General features: G+C 63.9%; 19 protein-coding genes. 15 read left to right on the forward strand and 4 right to left on the reverse strand.

Translation table 11 applies throughout. The features are described from left to right. The first annotated feature begins 22 nt into the window (after positions 1 to 22). The 6 genes from PspR32_RS00660 (at position 23) to PspR32_RS00685 (ending at position 7,478) form a co-directional block, all read left to right on the forward strand. Positions 23 to 2,179, forward strand: coding sequence for a type I secretion system permease/ATPase (locus tag PspR32_RS00660; protein WP_159387958.1), 2,157 nt, complete (start codon positions 23 to 25; stop codon positions 2,177 to 2,179). A gap of 7 nt (positions 2,180 to 2,186) precedes the next feature. Continuing rightward, positions 2,187 to 3,542 carry an HlyD family type I secretion periplasmic adaptor subunit gene (locus PspR32_RS00665; RefSeq protein WP_174242313.1) on the forward strand — a complete coding sequence of 452 codons (1,356 nt, stop codon included), beginning with the start codon at positions 2,187 to 2,189 and terminating at the stop codon, positions 3,540 to 3,542. Between the two features lie 248 nt (positions 3,543 to 3,790). Then, on the forward strand, positions 3,791 to 4,690 hold the full coding sequence (locus tag PspR32_RS00670; protein ID WP_159387959.1) for a TauD/TfdA dioxygenase family protein: 900 nt from the start codon (positions 3,791 to 3,793) through the stop codon (positions 4,688 to 4,690). Positions 4,691 to 4,708: 18 nt separating this feature from the next. Further along, complete coding sequence (locus PspR32_RS00675; RefSeq protein WP_159387960.1) at positions 4,709 to 5,728, forward strand: ABC transporter substrate-binding protein; 1,020 nt, start codon at positions 4,709 to 4,711, stop codon at positions 5,726 to 5,728. A 5-nt stretch (positions 5,729 to 5,733) separates the two neighbouring features. After that, positions 5,734 to 6,597, forward strand: a complete 864-nt coding sequence (locus tag PspR32_RS00680; RefSeq protein WP_010222067.1) for an ABC transporter ATP-binding protein — start codon at positions 5,734 to 5,736, stop codon at positions 6,595 to 6,597. 14 nt (positions 6,598 to 6,611) lie between these two features. Then, positions 6,612 to 7,478: an ABC transporter permease gene (locus PspR32_RS00685; RefSeq protein ID WP_159387961.1), complete on the forward strand. Its 867-nt coding sequence runs from the start codon at positions 6,612 to 6,614 to the stop codon at positions 7,476 to 7,478. Positions 7,479 to 7,483: 5 nt separating this feature from the next. Here PspR32_RS00685 and PspR32_RS00690 read toward each other — a convergent pair whose 3' ends face one another. Next, positions 7,484 to 8,494 (reverse strand): helix-turn-helix transcriptional regulator, encoded by a 1,011-nt coding sequence (locus PspR32_RS00690; RefSeq protein ID WP_010222070.1) that lies wholly within the window; start codon positions 8,492 to 8,494, stop codon positions 7,484 to 7,486. Positions 8,495 to 8,700: 206 nt separating this feature from the next. On the opposite strand from PspR32_RS00690, the gene PspR32_RS00695 reads away from it, so the two are divergent. The 6 genes from PspR32_RS00695 (at position 8,701) to PspR32_RS00720 (ending at position 14,631) form a co-directional block, all read left to right on the forward strand. After that, positions 8,701 to 9,519, forward strand: a complete 819-nt coding sequence (locus PspR32_RS00695) for a tetratricopeptide repeat protein (protein ID WP_010222072.1) — start codon at positions 8,701 to 8,703, stop codon at positions 9,517 to 9,519. Positions 9,520 to 9,613: 94 nt separating this feature from the next. Further along, on the forward strand, positions 9,614 to 10,066 hold the full coding sequence (locus PspR32_RS00700; protein WP_010222074.1) for a MarR family winged helix-turn-helix transcriptional regulator: 453 nt from the start codon (positions 9,614 to 9,616) through the stop codon (positions 10,064 to 10,066). Beyond that, positions 10,063 to 12,153: an FUSC family protein gene (locus PspR32_RS00705; protein WP_159387962.1), complete on the forward strand. Its 2,091-nt coding sequence runs from the start codon at positions 10,063 to 10,065 to the stop codon at positions 12,151 to 12,153. The genes PspR32_RS00700 and PspR32_RS00705 overlap by 4 nt, the downstream gene beginning before the upstream one ends. Further along, on the forward strand, positions 12,150 to 12,362 hold the full coding sequence (locus PspR32_RS00710; RefSeq protein WP_010222076.1) for a DUF1656 domain-containing protein: 213 nt from the start codon (positions 12,150 to 12,152) through the stop codon (positions 12,360 to 12,362). The genes PspR32_RS00705 and PspR32_RS00710 overlap by 4 nt, the downstream gene beginning before the upstream one ends. Then, positions 12,359 to 13,234, forward strand: a complete 876-nt coding sequence (locus PspR32_RS00715; RefSeq protein ID WP_010222077.1) for an efflux RND transporter periplasmic adaptor subunit — start codon at positions 12,359 to 12,361, stop codon at positions 13,232 to 13,234. The genes PspR32_RS00710 and PspR32_RS00715 overlap by 4 nt, the downstream gene beginning before the upstream one ends. Continuing rightward, complete coding sequence (locus PspR32_RS00720) at positions 13,231 to 14,631, forward strand: efflux transporter outer membrane subunit (protein WP_010222078.1); 1,401 nt, start codon at positions 13,231 to 13,233, stop codon at positions 14,629 to 14,631. The genes PspR32_RS00715 and PspR32_RS00720 overlap by 4 nt, the downstream gene beginning before the upstream one ends. A gap of 93 nt (positions 14,632 to 14,724) precedes the next feature. On the opposite strand, the gene PspR32_RS00725 is transcribed toward PspR32_RS00720, so the two are convergent. Together PspR32_RS00725 and PspR32_RS00730 are read right to left on the reverse strand one after the other, a co-directional pair. Beyond that, a complete protein-coding gene (locus PspR32_RS00725; RefSeq protein ID WP_010222080.1) occupies positions 14,725 to 15,471 on the reverse strand; it encodes a slipin family protein in 747 nt (248 codons plus the stop codon). A gap of 1 nt (position 15,472) precedes the next feature. After that, entirely contained in the window at positions 15,473 to 16,858 is a 1,386-nt protein-coding gene (locus PspR32_RS00730; protein ID WP_036995349.1) for an NfeD family protein, read from the reverse strand. A 102-nt stretch (positions 16,859 to 16,960) separates the two neighbouring features. Between PspR32_RS00730 and PspR32_RS00735 the strand changes: the two genes are divergently transcribed. The 3 genes from PspR32_RS00735 to PspR32_RS00745 all read left to right on the forward strand — a co-directional run bounded on the left by PspR32_RS00735 (position 16,961) and on the right by PspR32_RS00745 (position 18,428). Then, positions 16,961 to 17,419, forward strand: a complete 459-nt coding sequence (locus tag PspR32_RS00735; protein WP_010222082.1) for an aminoacyl-tRNA deacylase — start codon at positions 16,961 to 16,963, stop codon at positions 17,417 to 17,419. A gap of 60 nt (positions 17,420 to 17,479) precedes the next feature. After that, positions 17,480 to 17,722 carry a DUF2789 domain-containing protein gene (locus tag PspR32_RS00740; RefSeq protein WP_010222083.1) on the forward strand — a complete coding sequence of 81 codons (243 nt, stop codon included), beginning with the start codon at positions 17,480 to 17,482 and terminating at the stop codon, positions 17,720 to 17,722. A 70-nt stretch (positions 17,723 to 17,792) separates the two neighbouring features. Continuing rightward, the gene (locus PspR32_RS00745) at positions 17,793 to 18,428 is read left to right on the forward strand and encodes a hypothetical protein (protein ID WP_010222084.1); all 636 of its coding nucleotides are present in this window, start codon (positions 17,793 to 17,795) and stop codon (positions 18,426 to 18,428) included. A 12-nt stretch (positions 18,429 to 18,440) separates the two neighbouring features. Here the strand turns inward: PspR32_RS00745 and PspR32_RS00750 are convergent, their stop codons facing one another. Then, positions 18,441 to 18,881, reverse strand: coding sequence for a CBS domain-containing protein (locus PspR32_RS00750; RefSeq protein WP_010222085.1), 441 nt, complete (start codon positions 18,879 to 18,881; stop codon positions 18,441 to 18,443). Between the last annotated feature and the right edge of the window lie 94 nt (positions 18,882 to 18,975).

Below are 18,975 nucleotides of genomic sequence, written 5' to 3' on the forward strand. Positions count from 1 at the left end.
CGCAACCGTTAAGAGAGCCCGCGTGGAATCAGAAGTCAGTCGAGTCCAGCTCAGCCATGATCCCCGCAGTCAGCACGACGACCCGCTGCTGGACAGCCTGCTGTCTCTCTGCGTGCTGCACCAGAAGCCCGCCAGCCGGGCCATGCTGACCACCGGCCTGCCGTTGCCGGCCCAGCGCCTGAGCCCGGAGCTGCTGCCACGTGCGGCAGCCCGTGCCGGCCTGCAGGGCCGCTTGCTGCAACGCAAGCTGGAGCAGATCCCGAGCATCGCCATGCCGGCCATGCTCCTGCTCAAGGACGGTCGCAGCACGGTGTTGCTGGGGTGGGAGAACGACGACACCGCGCGCCTGTTGCTCAGCGAGAGCGACGGCGGCGAGGTGCATGTCAGCCGCGAAGCCCTGCAGAGCGACTACAGTGGCCGGGTGTTCTTCGCCCAGCCGCAGCACAAGTTCGACGTCAATCACGGTAACCTGATCCCGCGGGCGCGCTCCTGGTTCCGTGACACCCTCAAGCGCAGCCGCTGGCTGTACATCGACGCCATCGCCGCAAGCCTGGTAATCAACCTGATCGCCCTGGCCGCGCCGCTGTTCGTGATGAACGTCTACGACCGCGTGGTGCCCAACCAGGCCACCTCGACCCTCTGGGTCCTGGCCCTGGGTATCTCCGGCGCCTACCTCTTCGACCTGATCCTCAAGGGCCTGCGCAGCTTGTGCCTGGACCTGGCCGGGAAGAAGACCGACCTGATCATCTCCGCCACGCTGTTCGAACGCATCGTTGGCATGGCCATGAAATACCGGCCGGCAAGGGTCGGCAGCTTTGCCCAGAACATCCATGAATTCCAGGGTCTGCGCGACTTCCTCGCCTCGTTGACCCTGACCAGCCTGATCGACCTGCCGTTCACCCTGTTGATCCTGCTGGTGATCGCCATCATTGGCGGGCACCTGGTGTGGATTCCAATCATCGCCTTCCCGCTGGCCCTGGGCATCGGTTATGCCCTGCAGAAACCGCTGGTGGCGACCCTTGAACGGACCATGGCGCTGGCCTCCGAGCGCCAGTCGAGCCTGATCGAGACCCTCGCCGGGCTCGATGCGGTCAAGGTCAACAACGCCGAAAGCGAACGCCAGTACATGTGGGAGCAGACCATCGGCACCCTCAGCCGCCTCGAGCTGCGGGTCAAGGTGCTCTCTGGCCTGGCAATGAACATCACCCTGCTGATCCAGCAACTGGCAGGCGTGGCGCTGATCTGCGCCGGCGTCTACCAGATCATGGCTGGCAACCTCAGCATGGGCGGCCTGATCGCCTGCTACATGCTCAGTGGCCGCGCCCTCGGCCCGCTGGGCCAGCTTTCCGGCCTGCTGACCCGTTACCAGCAAGCCAAGGTCACCATGGTCTCCACCGACCAGATGATGGAGCTGCCGCAAGAGCGCAACTTCGAAGAACGCCCGCTGAGCCGTCAGGTGCTGCAGGGCGCCATCGAGTTCCGTGGCGTCGATTTCACCTACCCGAACCAGCAGAACCTGGCGCTCAAGGGCGTCAATGTGGCGATCCGCCCCGGCGAGAAAATCGGCATCATCGGCCGCAGCGGCTCGGGCAAGAGCTCGCTGGCCAAGTTGATCGTCGGTCTCTACGAAGCCGATGCCGGCTCCTTGCTGGTCGATGGCGTGGACATCCGCCAGATCGACGTCAGCGAACTGCGCCACAACATCGGCTACGTGCCCCAGGATATCCAGCTGCTGGCCGGTACCCTGCGTGACAACCTGGTCAGCGGTGCCCGCTACGTGGAGGACGAAATGGTCCTGCAGGCTGCCGAGTTGTCCGGGGTGCATGAGTTCGCCCGGCTGCACCCGCAAGGTTATGAGCTGCAGGTCGGCGAGCGTGGCCAGAACCTGTCCGGTGGCCAGCGGCAGAACGTCGCCCTTGGCCGCGCCTTGCTGCTCAACCCGCAGATCCTGCTGCTCGACGAGCCGACCAGCGCCATGGACAACACCGGTGAAGAACGCCTCAAGCAACGCCTGCAAGCGGTCATCGAGAACAAGACCGTGGTCCTGGTGACTCACCGGGCCTCGCTGTTGTCACTGGTCGACCGCCTGATCGTTGTCGATCGCGGGCAGATAGTCGCGGATGGCCCGAAAGCCGCCGTCATGGATGCGCTGAAGAAGGGGCAGATCAGTGTTGCTTAAGTTGGATATGGGCCAGATCAAGGACAGCCTGCGCAAGTACTTCAAGGGTTCCGAGTCGCTCAGCGGGCAACCGTTGCCGGAGGTCAACAAGGCACTGATCGAAGATGCCCCGCGCATCGTGCGCCTGACCATCTGGGGGGTGCTTGGCTTCTTCCTGTTCATGGGCCTCTGGGCCAACTTCGCCATTATCGACGAAGTGACCCGTGGCGAAGGCAAGGCGATCCCGTCGTCCAAACTGCAGAAAATCCAGAACCTGGAAGGCGGTATTGTCGCGCAGATCTACGCCAAAGAAGGCGAGATCGTCGAAGTGGGCGACCCGTTGCTGCGCCTGGACGACACCCGCTTTGTTTCCAACGTCGGTGAGACCGAGGCGGACCGCCTGGCCATGGCCCTGCGCGTCGAACGCCTGAGCGCCGAGGTCGAAGACCGGCCGCTGAAGATCGACGCTGAAATCCGCAAGGCCGCGCCGAGCCAGGCCGCCAACGAAGAATCCCTGTACCAGAGCCGCCGCCAGCAGTTGCAGGACGAGATCGGCGGCCTGCAAGAGCAACTGGTGCAGCGTCAGCAGGAACTGCGCGAGTTCAGCTCCAAGCAGGGCCAGTACCGCAACAGCCTGCAGCTGTTGCGCCAGGAGATCAGCATGTCCGAGCCGCTGGTGGCCCAGGGCGCGATCTCCCAGGTGGAAGTGCTGCGCCTCAAGCGTGCCGAAGTGGAGAACCGTGGCCAGCTGGACGCCACCTCGCTGGCGATTCCGCGCGCCGAATCGGCGATCAAGGAAGTCGAGCGCAAGATCGACGAGACCCGCGGCAAGTTTCGCAGCGAAGCCCTGACCCAACTCAACGAGGCGCGCACCGACCTGAGTAAGGCCCAGGCCACCGGCAAGGCCCTGGACGACCGGGTCAACCGTACCCTGGTGACCTCGCCGGTGCGCGGTATCGTCAAGCAGCTGCTGGTCAACACCGTGGGTGGGGTGATCCAGCCGGGCAGCGACCTGGTCGAGATCGTCCCGCTGGATGACACCTTGCTGGTCGAAGCGCGCATCCGCCCGCAAGACATCGCCTTCCTGCACCCGGGGCAGGAGGCGATGGTCAAGTTCACCGCCTATGACTTCACCATCTACGGCGGCTTGAAAGCCAAGCTCGAACAGATCGGTGCCGACACCATCACCGACGAAGACAAGAACACCTTCTACGTGATCAAGCTGCGCACCGAGCGCAGCCACCTGGGGACCGACGACAAGCCGCTGCTGATCATCCCGGGGATGGTCGCTTCGGTGGATATCATCACCGGCAAGAAGAGCGTGTTGAGCTACTTGCTCAAGCCGATCATCCGCGCCCGTGCCGAAGCGCTGCGCGAGCGCTAAAAGCATCGCTGGCAAGCCAGCTCCCACAGTTGGACTTTGTGGGAGCTGGCTTGCCAGCGATGAGGCCCTTAAGCTCACCATATGCTTATGCGCTAAAGATATTTAAATTCTTTCTCTTATGACTTTATAGTCACTCCCCTGCGTACCTGCCGACCAATCGGCGCGCCGCACGACCGAACCAACACGGAACACCGTGAGTTTCTGATCGATGCGCGCACCATTGGGCGCGCTCTGCGTGGGAGTGAATCATGTCAGCGGCCTCTAACGCCTTGTCGTCCATCGACAGTGCACAGCAGCAAGCCTTCGAAATCCTGCCGTTCAGTGGTGCCGTCGGCGCCGAGGTCATCGGCCTGGACCTGACCCGAGCAGTCAGCGCCGAGGACTTCACCCGGATCCACCGGGCCCATCTCGACCACCACGTGCTGGTGTTTCGCGACCAGCGCATTACCCCCGAACAACAGATCGCCTTCAGCCGCCGCTTCGGTGTGCTGCAGATTCACGTGCTCAAACAGTTTTTGCTCCGCGGCCACCCGGAAATCCTGATCGTCTCCAACATCATCGAAAACGGGCAGAACATCGGCCTGGGCGACGCCGGCAAGTTCTGGCACTCGGACCTGTCGTACAAGGAACTGCCAAGCCTGGGCTCGATGCTGCACGCCCAGGAGCTGCCCCGCGAAGGTGGCGACACGTTGTTCGCCGATATGCACAAGGCCTGGGACGGCCTGCCCGAAGCCCTGCGCAAAGCCGTTGAAGGCCGCAGCGCCGCGCATTCCTATACCGCCCGCTACAGCGAGAGCAAGTTCGCAGGCAACTGGCGCCCGACCCTGACCGCCGAACAACTGGCGCAGGTTCAGGAAGTCATTCACCCGGTCGTGCGCACCCACCCGGAAAACGGCCGCAAGGCGCTGTTCGTCAGCGAAGGCTTCACCACCCGCATCGTTGGCCTGCCTGAAGACGAAAGCCGGCAGCTCCTTGCCGAGCTCTACGCCCACAGCGTGCTCGAGCAGAACATCTACCGCCACCAATGGCAGCCTCATGACCTGGTGTTCTGGGACAACCGCTCGTTGATCCACCTGGCCAGCGGCTGCCCTGCGCACCTGCGCCGCAAGCTGTACCGCACCACCATCCAGGGCGATGCCCCGTTCTGATCTTTCGAGGAGTACAGCATGCGCAACTCAATCAGCCGCCTGGCGGCCAGTATCGGCCTGGGTGCCAGCCTGCTTGCCGGCAGCCTGGTGGCACCGGCCACGGCCCAGGCCGAAGGTGAAATCCGCATTGCCGAACAGTTCGGCATTGTTTACCTGCTGCTCAACGTGGTGCGCGATCAGAACCTGATCGAGAAGCATGGCAAGGCGCAGGGCATCGACATCAAGGTCGATTGGACGCAGCTGTCTGGTGGCGCCGCGATCAACGACGCCTTGCTCTCCGGTTCGGTGGATATCGCCGGCGCCGGCGTCGGCCCGCTGCTGACCATCTGGGACCGCACCCAGGGCCGGCAGAACGTCAAGGCCGTGGCCTCGCTGGGCAACTTTCCCTACTACCTGGTCAGCAGCAATCCCAAGGTGAAGACCATCGCCGACTTCAGCGAGAAAGACCGCATCGCCCTGCCGGCGGTGGGCGTCTCGGTGCAGTCGCGGTTCCTGCAGTACGCCGCTGCCAAGCAGTGGGGCGACAAGGAATACAACCGCCTCGACAAATACACCCTGGCCGTTCCCCATCCTGATGCCACCGCGGCCTTGCTGGCCGGTGGCACCGAGCTGAACGCGCACTTCTCCAACCCGCCGTTCCAGGATCAGGTACTGGCCAACAAGGACGTGCACGTGGTGCTCAACACCTACGACCTGCTCGGCCCGAACTCGCCGACCGTGTTGTTCGCCACCGAGAAATTTCGCAACGACAACCCCAAGACCTACAAAGCTTTCGTCGATGCCCTGGCGCAAGCCGCCGAGTTCGCCCAGAACGACAAGGCCGCCGCAGCCGACACCTACATCCGCGTGACCAAGGCCAAGATCGACCGCGAGGCACTGCTGAAGATCATCGACAACCCGCAGTACGAATTCAGCGTGACGCCGAAGAACACCTATCCGCTGGCTGAATTCCTCTACCGCGTGGGCGCGATCAAGCACAAACCCGAATCCTGGAAGGACTACTTCTTCCAGGACGAGAAACCGCTGCAAGGGAGCTGAGCCGGATGAACACCCCATTGCCAGGCCACACGGTCAGCAAACTGAGCAGCGTCGCAACGCCGCCGCTGCTGCAGGTGGATAACCTAAGCCTGGAGTACCGCACCGCGCAGCGCGTGGTGCGGGCTACCCACCAGGTCAGTTTCGAAGTGGACAAGGCCGACCGCTTTGTCCTGCTCGGGCCCTCGGGTTGTGGCAAGTCGACCCTGCTCAAGGCGGTGGCCGGCTTCATTGAGCCCCGGGAAGGGCAGATCCGCTTGCAGGGCCAGGCAGTGCAGGGCCCGGGCCCGGACCGCATCGTGGTGTTCCAGGAGTTCGACCAGCTGCCGCCGTGGAAAACCGTCAAGCAGAACGTGATGTTCCCGCTGCTCGCTTCCGGCACGCTCAAACGCAAGGAGGCCGAAGCGCGCGCCTTGCACTACCTGGAGAAAGTCGGCCTGGCCGGCTTTGCCGACGCCTATCCGCATACCCTGTCGGGCGGCATGAAAGCCCGTGTGGCGATTGCCCGGGCGCTGGCCATGCAGCCGAAGATCCTGCTGATGGACGAACCCTTCGCCGCCCTCGACGCCCTGACCCGGCGCAAGATGCAGGAAGAGTTGCTGCTGCTCTGGGAAGAGGTGCGTTTCACCTTGTTGTTCGTCACCCATTCGATCGAAGAAGCGCTGGTGGTCGGCAACCGCATCCTCTTGCTGTCGCCGCATCCGGGCCGGGTACGCGCCGAGATCCACAGCCACCAGTACGACCTGCAGAGCCTGGGCGCCAGCGACTTTCAGGCGTCGGCGCGGCGCGTCCACCGCTTGCTGTTCGACGACGATGCCCAGGTCGAGCACGACCCGGCCTTGGGCTTCGCCGACATTCGCATTGCCTACTGACCGGGAGTCTCACCATGACCACAACTGTTACGCCGCGTCAGGAATACGAAGTTGTCCTCGAACCGCTACTGAGTGTCCCCGTAGAGCGTGAACTGCCGCTGGGTCAGCGCCTCTGGCAACAGGGCTGGCTGCGCAAGGGCCTGATCCTGATTCTGCTGGCCCTGGCCTGGGAAACCATCGCCCGCTACCAGGGCAACGACCTGCTGCTGCCGAGCTTCCTGCAGACCGCGGCAGCCCTGTATGACGGCCTGCTCAGCGGCGAGCTGCCGGCCAAGGTCGGTGTGTCGCTGGTGGTGCTGCTCAAGGGCTATCTGCTGGGGATCGTCCTGGCTTTCGGCCTGACCAGCCTGGCGGTGTCGACCCAGTTCGGCCGCGACCTGCTCAGCACCCTGACCTCGATGTTCAACCCGCTGCCGGCAATTGCCTTGCTGCCATTGGCGCTGCTGTGGTTCGGCCTGGGCGACAACAGCCTGATCTTCGTGTTGGTGCATTCGGTGCTCTGGGCCCTGGCGCTCAATACCTACGCGGGCTTTCTCGGGGTGTCGGAGACCTTGCGCATGGCCGGTCGCAACTATGGCCTGCGTGGCTTGCGGCTGGTGGTGCAGATCCTGATTCCGGCGGCGCTGCCGTCGATCCTCTCGGGCCTGAAGATCGGCTGGGCCTTTGCCTGGCGCACACTGATCGCCGCCGAACTGGTGTTTGGCGCCACCAGCGGCAAGGGCGGGCTGGGCTGGTACATCTTCCAGAACCGCAACGAGCTGTACACCGACAAGGTGTTCGCCGGGCTTGCGGTGGTGATCCTGATCGGCCTGCTGGTCGAAAGCCTGGTGTTCAACACCCTGGAGCGTATTACCGTGCGCCGCTGGGGCATGCAGCGCTGACAGGCTCAGGCCGATCGATACTGCGCGGCGGCATTGTGGAGGGTTTCGGCAATCTGCTGGCGCAGGCTCAGGGGCTGCTCGACGATCAGCCCGTCGCCCTGGCTCAGTAGCCACCAGCGCAGCTGCCAGCTGTTGCTGACGGTGGCCCGCAGGCGGTGGCCATTCTCCAGCGGGGTCAGGTGCATGTCCGCCGACAGCGGCGTTTCGCGCACCAGGCGGGCGAGGTTGTCGCTGATCCAGGCCTGCAGCTCGATCTTGTCGCTATCGCCGAACTGCAGGGCATCGCTGCGCAGGTAGGCCTGCAGATCGAAGGCATGCAGGCCTTCGGTCGGGCTGTCGAGAATGTGCAGCTTGCGAAAGCGATGCACGGCGAACTGGCGAATGTCGGTACAGGACGCGGCGCTGGCAATCAGGTAACTGACCTGGCCGCGCTGGATCAGCGCTAGCGGGTTGAGGGTCAGTTCGCTGAGCGTGTCGTTGTGAGCCGAGTAGTACTGGCAGTGCAACTGGTATTCCTCAAGCAGCGCGTGTTGCACGGTCTCGAGGATGCTGTCGGGCACTTCCGGTGCCTGCATGTTCATGTCCGGGCGCACGCTGGCGACCTTGTCCAGCCAGCGCGCCACCTTGTTCGCCCCCGACAGGTGTTCGAGCTTTTGCCGGGCATGGCTGAAGCGCGGGTCCAGCACTTTCAGCATGCTCCCCGGCAACAGCGGGCGCACGGCCTCTTCCACCAGCGCCAGGCTCAGCGCCTCGCTGACACTGATACCGCGTAGCTCGATGCAGGCGTTGGCCGCCCAGTGCCAGCCATAAGGGATGCTCTTGTCGTTGCGTTCCAGCGGGAAGATCAGCGACAGCTCATTGAGGTCGCGCTCGATGCTGCGCTTGCTGATGGAAAAACCTGCGTCCTGCAGGCGGCCTACCAACTCGGCACTGGTAATCCCCGGCGAGCGGCTGGGCAACTGGCGCAGCAACTCCCATTGGCGGCTGAGGGTGGCACGTGTCGTGGCAGAGGGCAAAAGGCGGCGTCCTTGTCTAGGCTTGCGGTTGTAGCATGGCGCCAGCGCGGTGATATGGCAATTAGCCATTTATGTATCCAGATCAAGGATGAAGCAGTTGAGTGCCCTAACTGAATTGTTCGCGACAGGTTTTGTCGTGACCGTGCGCAGAATCACGCCTCATCACTCCCGCTGTTGGATCTGTGGGTAGTTCAATGAGGACGAACATGTCAGCTGCCAGCAACATTTACCCACTGCTTGAGCGCCTGTTGCCCGAGCGGATCATCCCTGCGCCTGGTCGGCCCGGCCGCCTGCAGCGGTTGTACGCCGGGGTCGGCATGCCCAGCCAGCGGGCAGCGCTGGGCGAGAGTTTCAGCCTGATCAGCCGCCTGGATGAAGCCGCTGACCTGCAGGCGGTGTACGACGACCTGCGTGCCCAGGCCCTGGAGGGCAACGTCGGTGCGCTCAATGACCTGGGCTGGATCTGGCTCAACGGCAAGTACTGGCGCGCCGACCCGACCTTGGCCGGGCATCTGTTGCGCATGGCGGCCCTGCAGGGCAGCGCTGCTGCCTGGTTCAACCTTGGCCAGCAGCATTACTTCGGCAAAGGCGTCGAGGTGGCCTACGCCAGCGCGGCGGAGTATTACCAGCAGGCTTTCGAACGTGGCTTGGAGCATGCCGCCGCCGCCCTTGGCGACCTCTACGAGGAAGAAATCTGTGACAGCGACAGCCAGGAATGGCAGGTCGACCTGCAGCAGGCCTATCGCTGGTTTCTACGTGGCGCCCAGCGCGGTGACGCCCGTTGCCGCTTTGAGGTTGGCTACCGGCTGCTGCATGGGCTGACGGTCAACGTCGATACCAAAGCCGCGGTGTACTGGCTGGAACTGGCCGCTGTGGCCGGGGTGATGCAGGCTGCCGAAGCGTTGGCGCTGCACTTCAGCGAGGTCAACAACGCCCTGCGTTATCTGTTCTGGCGCGAGCAGGCGATCAGCCTGGGCAGCAAGCTGGCGCTGAACATGAAGCTGGACGATCAGCTGCAACCTTGAACATGACGTCTTTCAGCCACTATTGACGGCAGGGGCGGTGATCGAAGAATATTGATAGTTAGCAAACTATGAATATAGCCACGAACCTCCCTTCATGACCCTCGACGCACTGCAACTCAACATCAGCAGCGGTATGGTGGTGGCCGGCCGGCACTGGCGGCGCATCTGCCAGGCGACTCTGGCCGGCTACGGCATTTCCGAAGCCTGTGCGATGCCACTGCTGATGATCGTGCGCCTGGGCGATGGCGTGCACCAGGTCGCCGTAGCGCAAGCGGCAGGGCTTGAAAGCCCGTCGCTGGTACGCCTGCTCGACCAGCTGTGCACGGCCGGCTTCGTCTGCCGCACGGAAGATCCGCTCGACCGCCGGGCCAAGGCACTGAGCCTGACCGCCAGCGGCCGGGTGCTCGCCGAAGCCATCGAAGGCGAACTGGTGCGCCTGCGCCGTGAAGTGCTGCAGGGCATCGACGAAGCCGACCTGCTGGCCACCCTGCGGGTGCTGCGCGCCTTCGAAGAGGCTGCCCAGCGCACCCCGGGCGTGCCGACGTGAACGGTTTTTTCAGCTCGATGCCGCCTGCGCGCGACTGGTTCTACGGCGTGCGCACCTTTGCCGCTTCGATGATCGCCCTGTACATCGCCCTGCTCATGCAGCTGCCGCGGCCTTACTGGGCCATGGCCACGGTGTACATCGTCTCCAGCCCATTCGTCGGGCCCACCAGTTCCAAGGCCCTGTACCGGGCCATGGGCACCCTGCTCGGCGCCGCCGGGGCGGTGTTCCTGGTGCCGCTGCTGGTGCAGACACCGGTACTGCTGACGGTCGCCGTGGCCTTGTGGACCGGCACCTTGCTGTTCCTCTCGCTGCACCTGCGCACCGCCAATAGCTATGCGCTGATGCTTGCCGGCTACACCTTGCCGATGATTGCCCTGCCGGTGGTCGATGAGCCGCTGGCCGTATTCGACATTGCCTCGTCACGGGCCCAGGAAATCTGCCTGGGCATTGTCTGTGCGGCGGTGGTCGGGGCGATCTTCTGGCCGCGGCGCCTGACCCCGGTGCTGGTCGGCGCCACCGGCAACTGGTTCAACGAGGCGATTCGCTACAGCGACACCTTTCTGGCCCGCGAAGCCAGCGCCGAGAAAGTCGGCGGTCTGCGTGCCTCGATGGTCACCACCTTCAACTCGCTGGAGCTGATGATCGGCCAGCTGTCCCATGAAGGCGCCCGCCCGCAAACGGTAAAGAACGCCCGCGAGCTGCGCGGGCGGATGATCCACCTGCTGCCGGTGATCGATGCCCTCGACGACGCCTTGCTTGCCCTCGAAGGCCGCGCCCCGGCCCAGACCGAGCAATTGCAGCCGTTGCTGGGCGAGGCCCGTGCCTGGCTGCAAGGCACCGCACAGGATGCATCGCCGGCGCGCTGGTCTGCTCTGCGTGGGCAAATCGAACACCTGCAACCGAGCGCTGTGTCCCTTGACCAACGCGCCTCGCTGCTGCTGTCCAACGCGCTTTATCGCCTGGCCGAGTGGGTCGATCTGTGGCAGGACTGCTGCAGCCTGCAGCACGCTATCCGCAATGAAGACCTGTCGCCGTGGCGCGCGGTCTATCGGCACTGGCGCCTGGGCCGGCTGACGCCATTCTTCGACCGTGGCTTGATGCTCTATTCGGTGTTCTCCACCGTCACCGCGATCATTGCCGCCACCACGCTGTGGATCCTGCTTGGCTGGAGCGACGGTGGCAGCGCGGTGATTCTCGCTGCCGTGGCCTGTAGCTTCTTTGCCGCCATGGACGATCCGGCGCCGCAGATCTACCGCTTTTTCTTCTGGACCTCGTTGTCGGTGCTGTTCGCCAGCCTTTACCTGTTCCTGGTGCTGCCCAACCTGCATGACTTCCCGATGCTGGTACTGGCCTTCGCCGCGCCGTGCATCTGCGTCGGCACCTTGACCGTGCAGCCGCGCTTCTACCTGGGCACCTTGCTGACCATCGTCAACACCGCCTCGTTCATCAGCATTCAGGGTGCCTACGACGCCAACTTCCTGACCTTTATCAACGCCAACCTGGCCGGGCCGGTGGGCTTGCTGTTCGCCTTTATCTGGACCCTGGTGGTGCGCCCGTTCGGCGTCGAGCTTGCGGCCAAGCGCCTGACCCGTTTCAGTTGGCACGACATCGTCGGCATGACCCAGCCGGCGACCCTGGCCGAGCATCGGCGCCTGGGTGTGCAGATGCTCGATCGGCTGATGCAGCAACTGCCGCGCCTGACCCAGACCGGCCAGGACACCGGCACCGCGCTGCGTGACCTGCGCGTGGGCCTGAACCTGCTCGACCTGCTGGCCTACATGCCTCGGGTCGGCGCACACCCGCGCCAATTGCTGGGGCGGGTGGTGGAGGAGGTGGGTGAACACTTTCAGGCCTGCCTGGATGCCCGTCGTCGCCTGCACGCTCCCGAGGTGTTGCTGCAGAGCATGGAGCGCGCCCGCCGCGCCCTGAACCTTAATGACCTGGCCGATAGCGCCGAAGCCCGCGTGCACCTGCTGCATGCCCTGAGTGGTTTGCGCCTGGCGCTGTTGCCAGGTGTCGAGGTGGTGCTGGAACCATCCGACGATCAGCCACAACTGCCCTACGGCATCGATGGAGCACCGCTGTGATCGGAGATCTGGATATCAGCGGGGTGTTCCTGCCCACGCTGCTGGTGATGATGGTGCTCACCTACCTGGTGTTCCTCGCTGTGCACGCGCTGCTCAACCGGGTGCACTTCTATCGCCTGGTCTGGCACCGGGCGCTGTTCAACGTTGCGCTTTACGCCGTGCTGCTCGGCACGGTCGACCACTTTTGCCGAAACCTGATGCTGCCATGAAAAAACCCTTGTTGACCCTGGGCCGCGTGGTCCTGACCCTGCTGGTAGTGACGCTGGCGACCGTACTGGTCTGGCAGATGGTCATGTACTACATGTTCGCGCCCTGGACCCGTGACGGTCACATCCGTGCTGATGTGATCCAGATCGCCCCGGATGTTTCCGGCTTGATCCAGCAGGTCGAAGTGCGCGACAACCAGGTGGTCAAGCGCGGTGACGTGCTGTTTACCATCGACCAGGACCGCTTCCACCTGGCCTTGCGCCAGGCCCAGGCGACCCTGGCCGAGCGCAAGGAAACCCTGGCCCAGGCCCAGCGTGAAGCCCGGCGTAACCGTGGCCTGGGCAACCTGGTGGCGCAGGAGCAACTGGAAGAGAGCCAGTCGCGCCAGGCCCGCGCCGAATCGGCCCTGGCCGAAGCCCAGGTGGCGGTGGATGCCGCGCAACTGAACCTCGACCGCTCGGTGGTACGCAGCCCGGTCGATGGCTACCTCAACGACCGCGCGCCGCGTGCCCACGAATTTGTCAGCGCCGGTCGGCCAGTGCTGTCGGTGGTCGACAGCGACTCCTACCACGTCGATGGCTACTTCGAGGAAACCAAGCTGGCCGGCATTCACATCGGCCAGGCTGTGGATATCCGCGTGCTCGGCGACAATACCCGCCTGAGCGGGCGGGTGCAGAGCATCGCCGCCGGTATCGAGGACCGCGACCGCAGCAGCGGCGCCAACCTGCTGCCCAACGTCAACCCGGCGTTCAGCTGGGTGCGGCTGGCCCAGCGGATCCCGGTGCGCATTGCCTTCGATGAAGTGCCGGCGGACTTTCGCATGATCGCCGGGCGTACCGCGACGGTGTCGATCCTTGAGGGCCGCGGGCAATGAAACGGCTGTCGCTGCTTGGCCTGAGCCTGCTGCTGTCGGCCTGTCAGATGGTCGGGCCGGATTACCACGTGCCCAAGGACGCTGTCATCCAGCGCGCCGACCTGCAGGGCGAACTGCGCCAGGACGCCAGCAGCGTGGTCTCGGCGCCTGTGCCCAAAGACTGGTGGCACCTGTACCAGGACGAGCGCCTCAATGAGCTGGTGCGTCAGGCCCTGGCCGCCAACACTGAACTGCGCGTAGCGGCAGCGAATATCGCCAAGGCCCGTGCACAGGTCGAAGAAGCCGAGGCCCAGGGCGGCCTCAATGGTGGCGTGAAGCTGGGCGCCCAGCGTTTGCAAGAGTCTGGCGAGGCGTTCCTGCTGCCAGAGAAGGTGCCGGTGGCCAACATTGGTGAGGCGATTATCAGCGCTTCCTACCAGTTTGACCTGTGGGGCACCCTCAAGCGTGGCGTCGAGGCCGCCCAGGCCAATGCCGATGCGACCCAGGCTGCCGCCGATACTGCGCGCATCACCCTGGTGGCGGATGTGGTCCGCGCCTATACCCAGGTATGCGCGGCCAACGAGGAATATCACATCGCCCATGAGTCCCTGGGCCTGCAAGAACAGAGCGTGACCCTGACCCAGCGCCTGCGCGACGCCGGTCGTGGTGACGAAACCCAGGTGACCCGGTCGCAGACCCAGTTCAAATCCCTGCGCGCCGAGCTGCCGCGTTACCAGGCCGCGCGTGAAGCGGGCCTGTACACCTTGTCGATGCTGTTGGCCAAACCGCTCAATCAATTGCCGGCCGGCACGGGCGATTGCGCCGAGTTGCCGCATATCGCCCAGGTCCTGCCGGTGGGTGATGGCGCGGCGCTGCTCAAGCGCCGCCCGGATATCCGTCAGGCCGAACGCAGCCTGGCGGCGGCCACGGCGACCATTGGCGTGGCCACTGGGCAGTTGTATCCAGACATCAGTATCGGTGCCCAGGTGGGCACTATCGGTATTCTCGACAACCTGGGGGAACCTGCGACCAACCGCTGGGGCTTCGGCCCGCTGCTGACCTGGACGGTGCCGACCAACGGTTCGCGAGCGCGCATTCGCGCGGCAGAAGCTTCGACCCAGGCGGCGCTGGCGCATTTTGATGGGGTGGTGCTCAATGCCATTCGTGAAACCCAGACCAGCCTTGCGCAATACAGTGCTTTGCTGGAGCGCCGTGATGCCCTGGCTGATGCCGAGCGTTCGGCGCAATTGGCGGCGGATCAGACCCACCGCTTTTATCAGGCCGGGCGCGAGTCGTTCCTCGCCGACCTGCAGGCAACCCGCACCTACACCGACATGCGCGCGCAGCTGGCGGCGGCCAATACCCAGGTGGCGATGGGGCAGATTGGGTTGTTCCTGGCGTTGGGTGGCGGTTGGTAAGAGCGGCAAGGCTGCGCCGGCAAAGCCAGCTCCCACAGGGGCCGGCGTCAACAGATCCTTTGTGGGAGCCGGCCTTGCCGGCGATTGGCGACTTCACTTATCCACAAGCCCCTTGAGCATCTCGATCGGCAACGGAAACACGATCGTCGACGACTTGTCCCCGGCAATAGTGCCCAGGGTCTGCATGTACCGCAGCTGCATCGCGCCCGATTGGCGGCCGAGCATTTCCGCGGCCTGCATCAGCTTCTCCGATGCCTGCAATTCGCCTTCGGCATGGATCACCTTGGCCCGCCGCTCCCGTTCAGCCTCGGCCTGACGGGCAATGGCGCGGATCATCGACTCATTGAGGTCGACATGCTTGATCTCGACGTTGGCCACCTTGATGCCCCAGGCATCGGTTTGCGCGTCCAGCACCTGGCGAATATCCAGGTTCAGCCGCTCACGCTCGGCCAGCAGTTCATCCAGTTCATGCTTGCCCAGCACCGCACGTAAAGTGGTCTGCGCCAGTTGGCTGGTGGCCATGAGAAAGTCTTCGACCTGGATGATCGCCTTCTGCGGGTCGAGCACTCGAAAGTACAGCACCGCGTTGACCTTGACCGAGACGTTGTCGCGGGTGATTACATCCTGCGGCGGCACATCCAGCACCACCGTGCGCAGGTCGACCCGGACCATCTGCTGGATCCCCGGGATCAGCAACACCAGGCCCGGGCCCTTGACTCGCCAGAAGCGTCCGAGCTGGAACACCACGCCACGTTCGTATTCGCGCAGGATGCGGAATGCCGCCAGCAACAGCACCGCCAGCAGTGCCAGCAATGCGCCAAAGCCCAGTTCGAAAAACATCTCAGTCTCCTTGCGCCGGTGCTTCTGCTTCGGCGCTGACGTCCAGTAGTACGCCCTTGCGTGTAATCACCCGGACGCGTTGCCCCACCTGCAGTGGCGTCTGGCATTGGGCCTGCCACTGCTCACCCTGCACCTGCACCGAGCCGATGAACGGGTCGCTGTCATTGACCGCCATCACTGTCGCCAGGCTGCCCACCAGCCCGGCATCACCGCTGACCAGCGCGCGCTTGCGCGCCTTCATGGCCATGCCCAAGACACCGCCGAGCAGCAGCGCCGAGAGCAGCGCGAGGGTCAGGATCAATGCCAGGGGGATGCCGAAGCCGGGCACATCGGTGTCCATCAATATCACCGCGCCGACCACGAACGCGACGATGCCGCCAAAGCCGACCACACCGAAACTGGGCAGGAACGCCTCGGCAATCATGAAGGCGATACCGAGCATGATCAGCGCCGCCCCGGCATAGCTCACCGGCAATAGCTGCAGGGCATACAGAGCGACCAGCAGGCAGATGCCGCCGATCACCCCGCCCACTCCGGAGCCGGGGCTCATGAACTCGAACATCAGCCCGTAGATGCCGATCATGATCAGGATCAGCGCCACGCTGGGGTTGGTGATCACCGCCAGCAGGCGCGTGCGCCAGTCCGGCTCGCGTTCGATGATCGCCACATTGGCCGTATGCAACTGCACCGGCTGGCCAGCGGCTTCCAGGCTCTTGCCGTCGAGTTGGCGCAGCAGGTCGGGGAGGTCGTTGGCGATACGGTCAATGACTTTCAGGCGCAGGGCTTCGTTGGCGGGCAGGCTCACCGATTCGCGCACCGCTTGCTCCGCCCAATCGGCATTGCGCCCGCGCAGTTGTGCCAGGCCGCGAATGTAGGCGGCGGCGTCGTTGATCTGCTTGCGGGTCAGGGTGTCCTGCTCACTGTTCGGCGCTTGCTTGTCGCCGGTGGGCGAGGCGGGCGGTGCGGCTGGGTCCTTGGGCGTGCCCGGCAGGCCGCCGATCTGTACCGGCGTGGCGGCGCCAAGGTTTGTGCCCGGGGCCATTGCCGCCACGTGGCTGGCATAAAGGATGTAAGTGCCGGCGCTGGCCGCGCGGGCGCCACCGGGCGCGACGAAGGTCGCGACGGGTACGGGGCTGGCGACAATCGCCTTGATGATCGCGCGCATCGAGCTGTCGAGCCCGCCCGGGGTGTCGAGGCGGATGACCACCAGTTGCGCCTGCTGTGCCTTGGCCTGTTCCAGGCCGCGTACCAGATAGTCGGCGCTGGCCGGACCGATGGCACCGTCGATACTCATCACCAGCACCGGATTGCCGGGCGCAGCCACGCCGCTCGTCAGGGCGCTGAGCATCAGTAGAAGCAGCAGGTGCCGACACCAGCGAGCGATCACCTGAATTCACCCGGGCAGTGCGTGTCCAATAAGTTTAGTCGGCTGCTTGATGCAGCACGGCCTAAACTTCAGAAGTGGGGGCGTTGTATCCGGAGGTGCATCATGCGTATGGCAAAAACCCTGCAGCAATGCCTGGACAAGGCCGGCTGCGACTATGAAATCGTTTCTCATCCGCACTCATCAACCAGCCTTGAGTCGGCGCGTACCGCCGGCGTACCTGCCGAGCGGGTGGCCAAGTCGGTCATGCTCGACGACCGCCGGGGCAATTACCTGATGGCCGTGCTACCGGCTAACCGTCACCTGGACATGAGCAAGGTGCGGGCCACCGGACCCTGGCAAATGACCCATGAAAGCGGCTTGCCACATCTGTTCGGCGACTGCGAACGTGGTGCCATTCCGGCGTTGGGTGATGCTTACTCGATCAAGATGCTGCTCGATCCGACCCTGACCCGTCAGGGGGATATTTATGTCGAGGCAGGCGATCACGATCACCTGATCCACATGAACATGACGCAGTACCTCAAACTGGTGCCAAACGCCGAAGTGCGTGAGGTTTGCTGATGATCAACCCACTGCCAGGCTGGCGTCGTGGATGCCCGGCCTGGCCCCAAGGAGTGACCCATGGAAGCACCAAACCACAAGTTTTCCGAATTGTTCAAGCAACTGGGATTACCTGACGATCCGAAGGGGATTGATCAATTCATAACCAGTCATTCGCCGCTAAAAAGCGATATCAAGCTGGTCGATGCACCGTTCTGGACCTCAAGCCAGCGAGCGTTTCTGAAAGACAGTATCGACGAAGATGCCGACTGGGCGGTGATGTTCGACCAGCTCAACGAGGCGCTGCGGCGTCCTAGAAAATAAACGCTGAGCGGCACATCTACCGGTGAACGGCGTTGCTATGCTCAGGAACAAACAACAGGGGATAGCGCCAATGAAAGATCCCTATGCCGCCGGTTTCTGGTGTGCCGTGACTGCCCTGGGCCTGCTGACCGTCGGTTATTTCTACGGAATCAAACAGACCCACCAGCTGGGCCAGGCACTGGTGTTTCTCTATGCCGCCGGGGGCGTGATCGGTGCGTTGGCGCTGACCGCGCTGGCCTGGATTGGCTGGCAGCAATTGCGCGTGAGCAAGCGTCAGCTGGCCCAGGGCCGAACGCTGGTCGCGATCTGGAACACCAAGGTTGCCTTGCGCCGGGTCGAGACGGTGTTCGACCGCTATTTCTGGGGCAGCTACTGGCAGCCCGGACGCACCTTTCAGGAGGTGATGGGCGAGCTTGAAGGCACGCCGCTGGAGCAGAGCCTTGAAGCCCTGAAACGCCAATGCCGCGAGCTTGATCGCGAAACCCATGACCGCCGCCACTGGCTGGACAACGCCCGCGAGCTCTCGACCGTGGCCACCGCCATGGCCCGGGAACGTTATCAACTGGACTTGTGCGACTCGCAGCAAAGCAGCGGTCGTGGCGCCGCCGTGCTCAATCGCGACCTGGAAGTGCTGGTATACACCTGGTCGGCGCGCTTGCGCAGCTTCGACCACCAGCTCGACGAGCTGGAGGGCGAATACCGCTGAGCGCGCAGCGAATCAGTCGCCGCGAATGTACTGTTCCAGCTGCAGGATCATGTTGGCCTGTTCAGCGATGGCTTCCTTGACCAGGTCGCCAATCGACAACAGGCCGAGCAGTTCGCCGTTCTCGACCACCGGCAAGTGGCGCAGGTGACTGTTGGTCATCATGTTCATGCAGTATTCGACGTTCTGGTGCGGGTCGACGGTAATCACCGGCGCACTCATGATCGCACTGACGGGAGTGCCCACCGAACTGCGGCCCTTGAGCACCATCTTGCGCGCGTAGTCGCGCTCACTGACGATCCCCACTACACGCCCGTCCTGCACCACCGGCAGGGCACCGACGTTCTTCTCCGCCATCAACCTCAGCGCATCGAGCACCATGTGGTCGGGGCCGATGGTGTGAACCTGGTGGTGCTGCTGGGCTTTTGTTTTTAGAAGCTGTGCCACGGTTTTCATAGAGGCCTCTGCGATGCTGGGAGTGGGTGACGGCAGATAGCTAAAGAATCGTGTACAGATCGCTGCAGGGCAAGGGCGAAAGCGGCATCGATGT

It is taken from the genome of Pseudomonas sp. R32 (genome assembly GCF_009866705.1).
Classification (GTDB): domain Bacteria; phylum Pseudomonadota; class Gammaproteobacteria; order Pseudomonadales; family Pseudomonadaceae; genus Aquipseudomonas; species Aquipseudomonas donghuensis.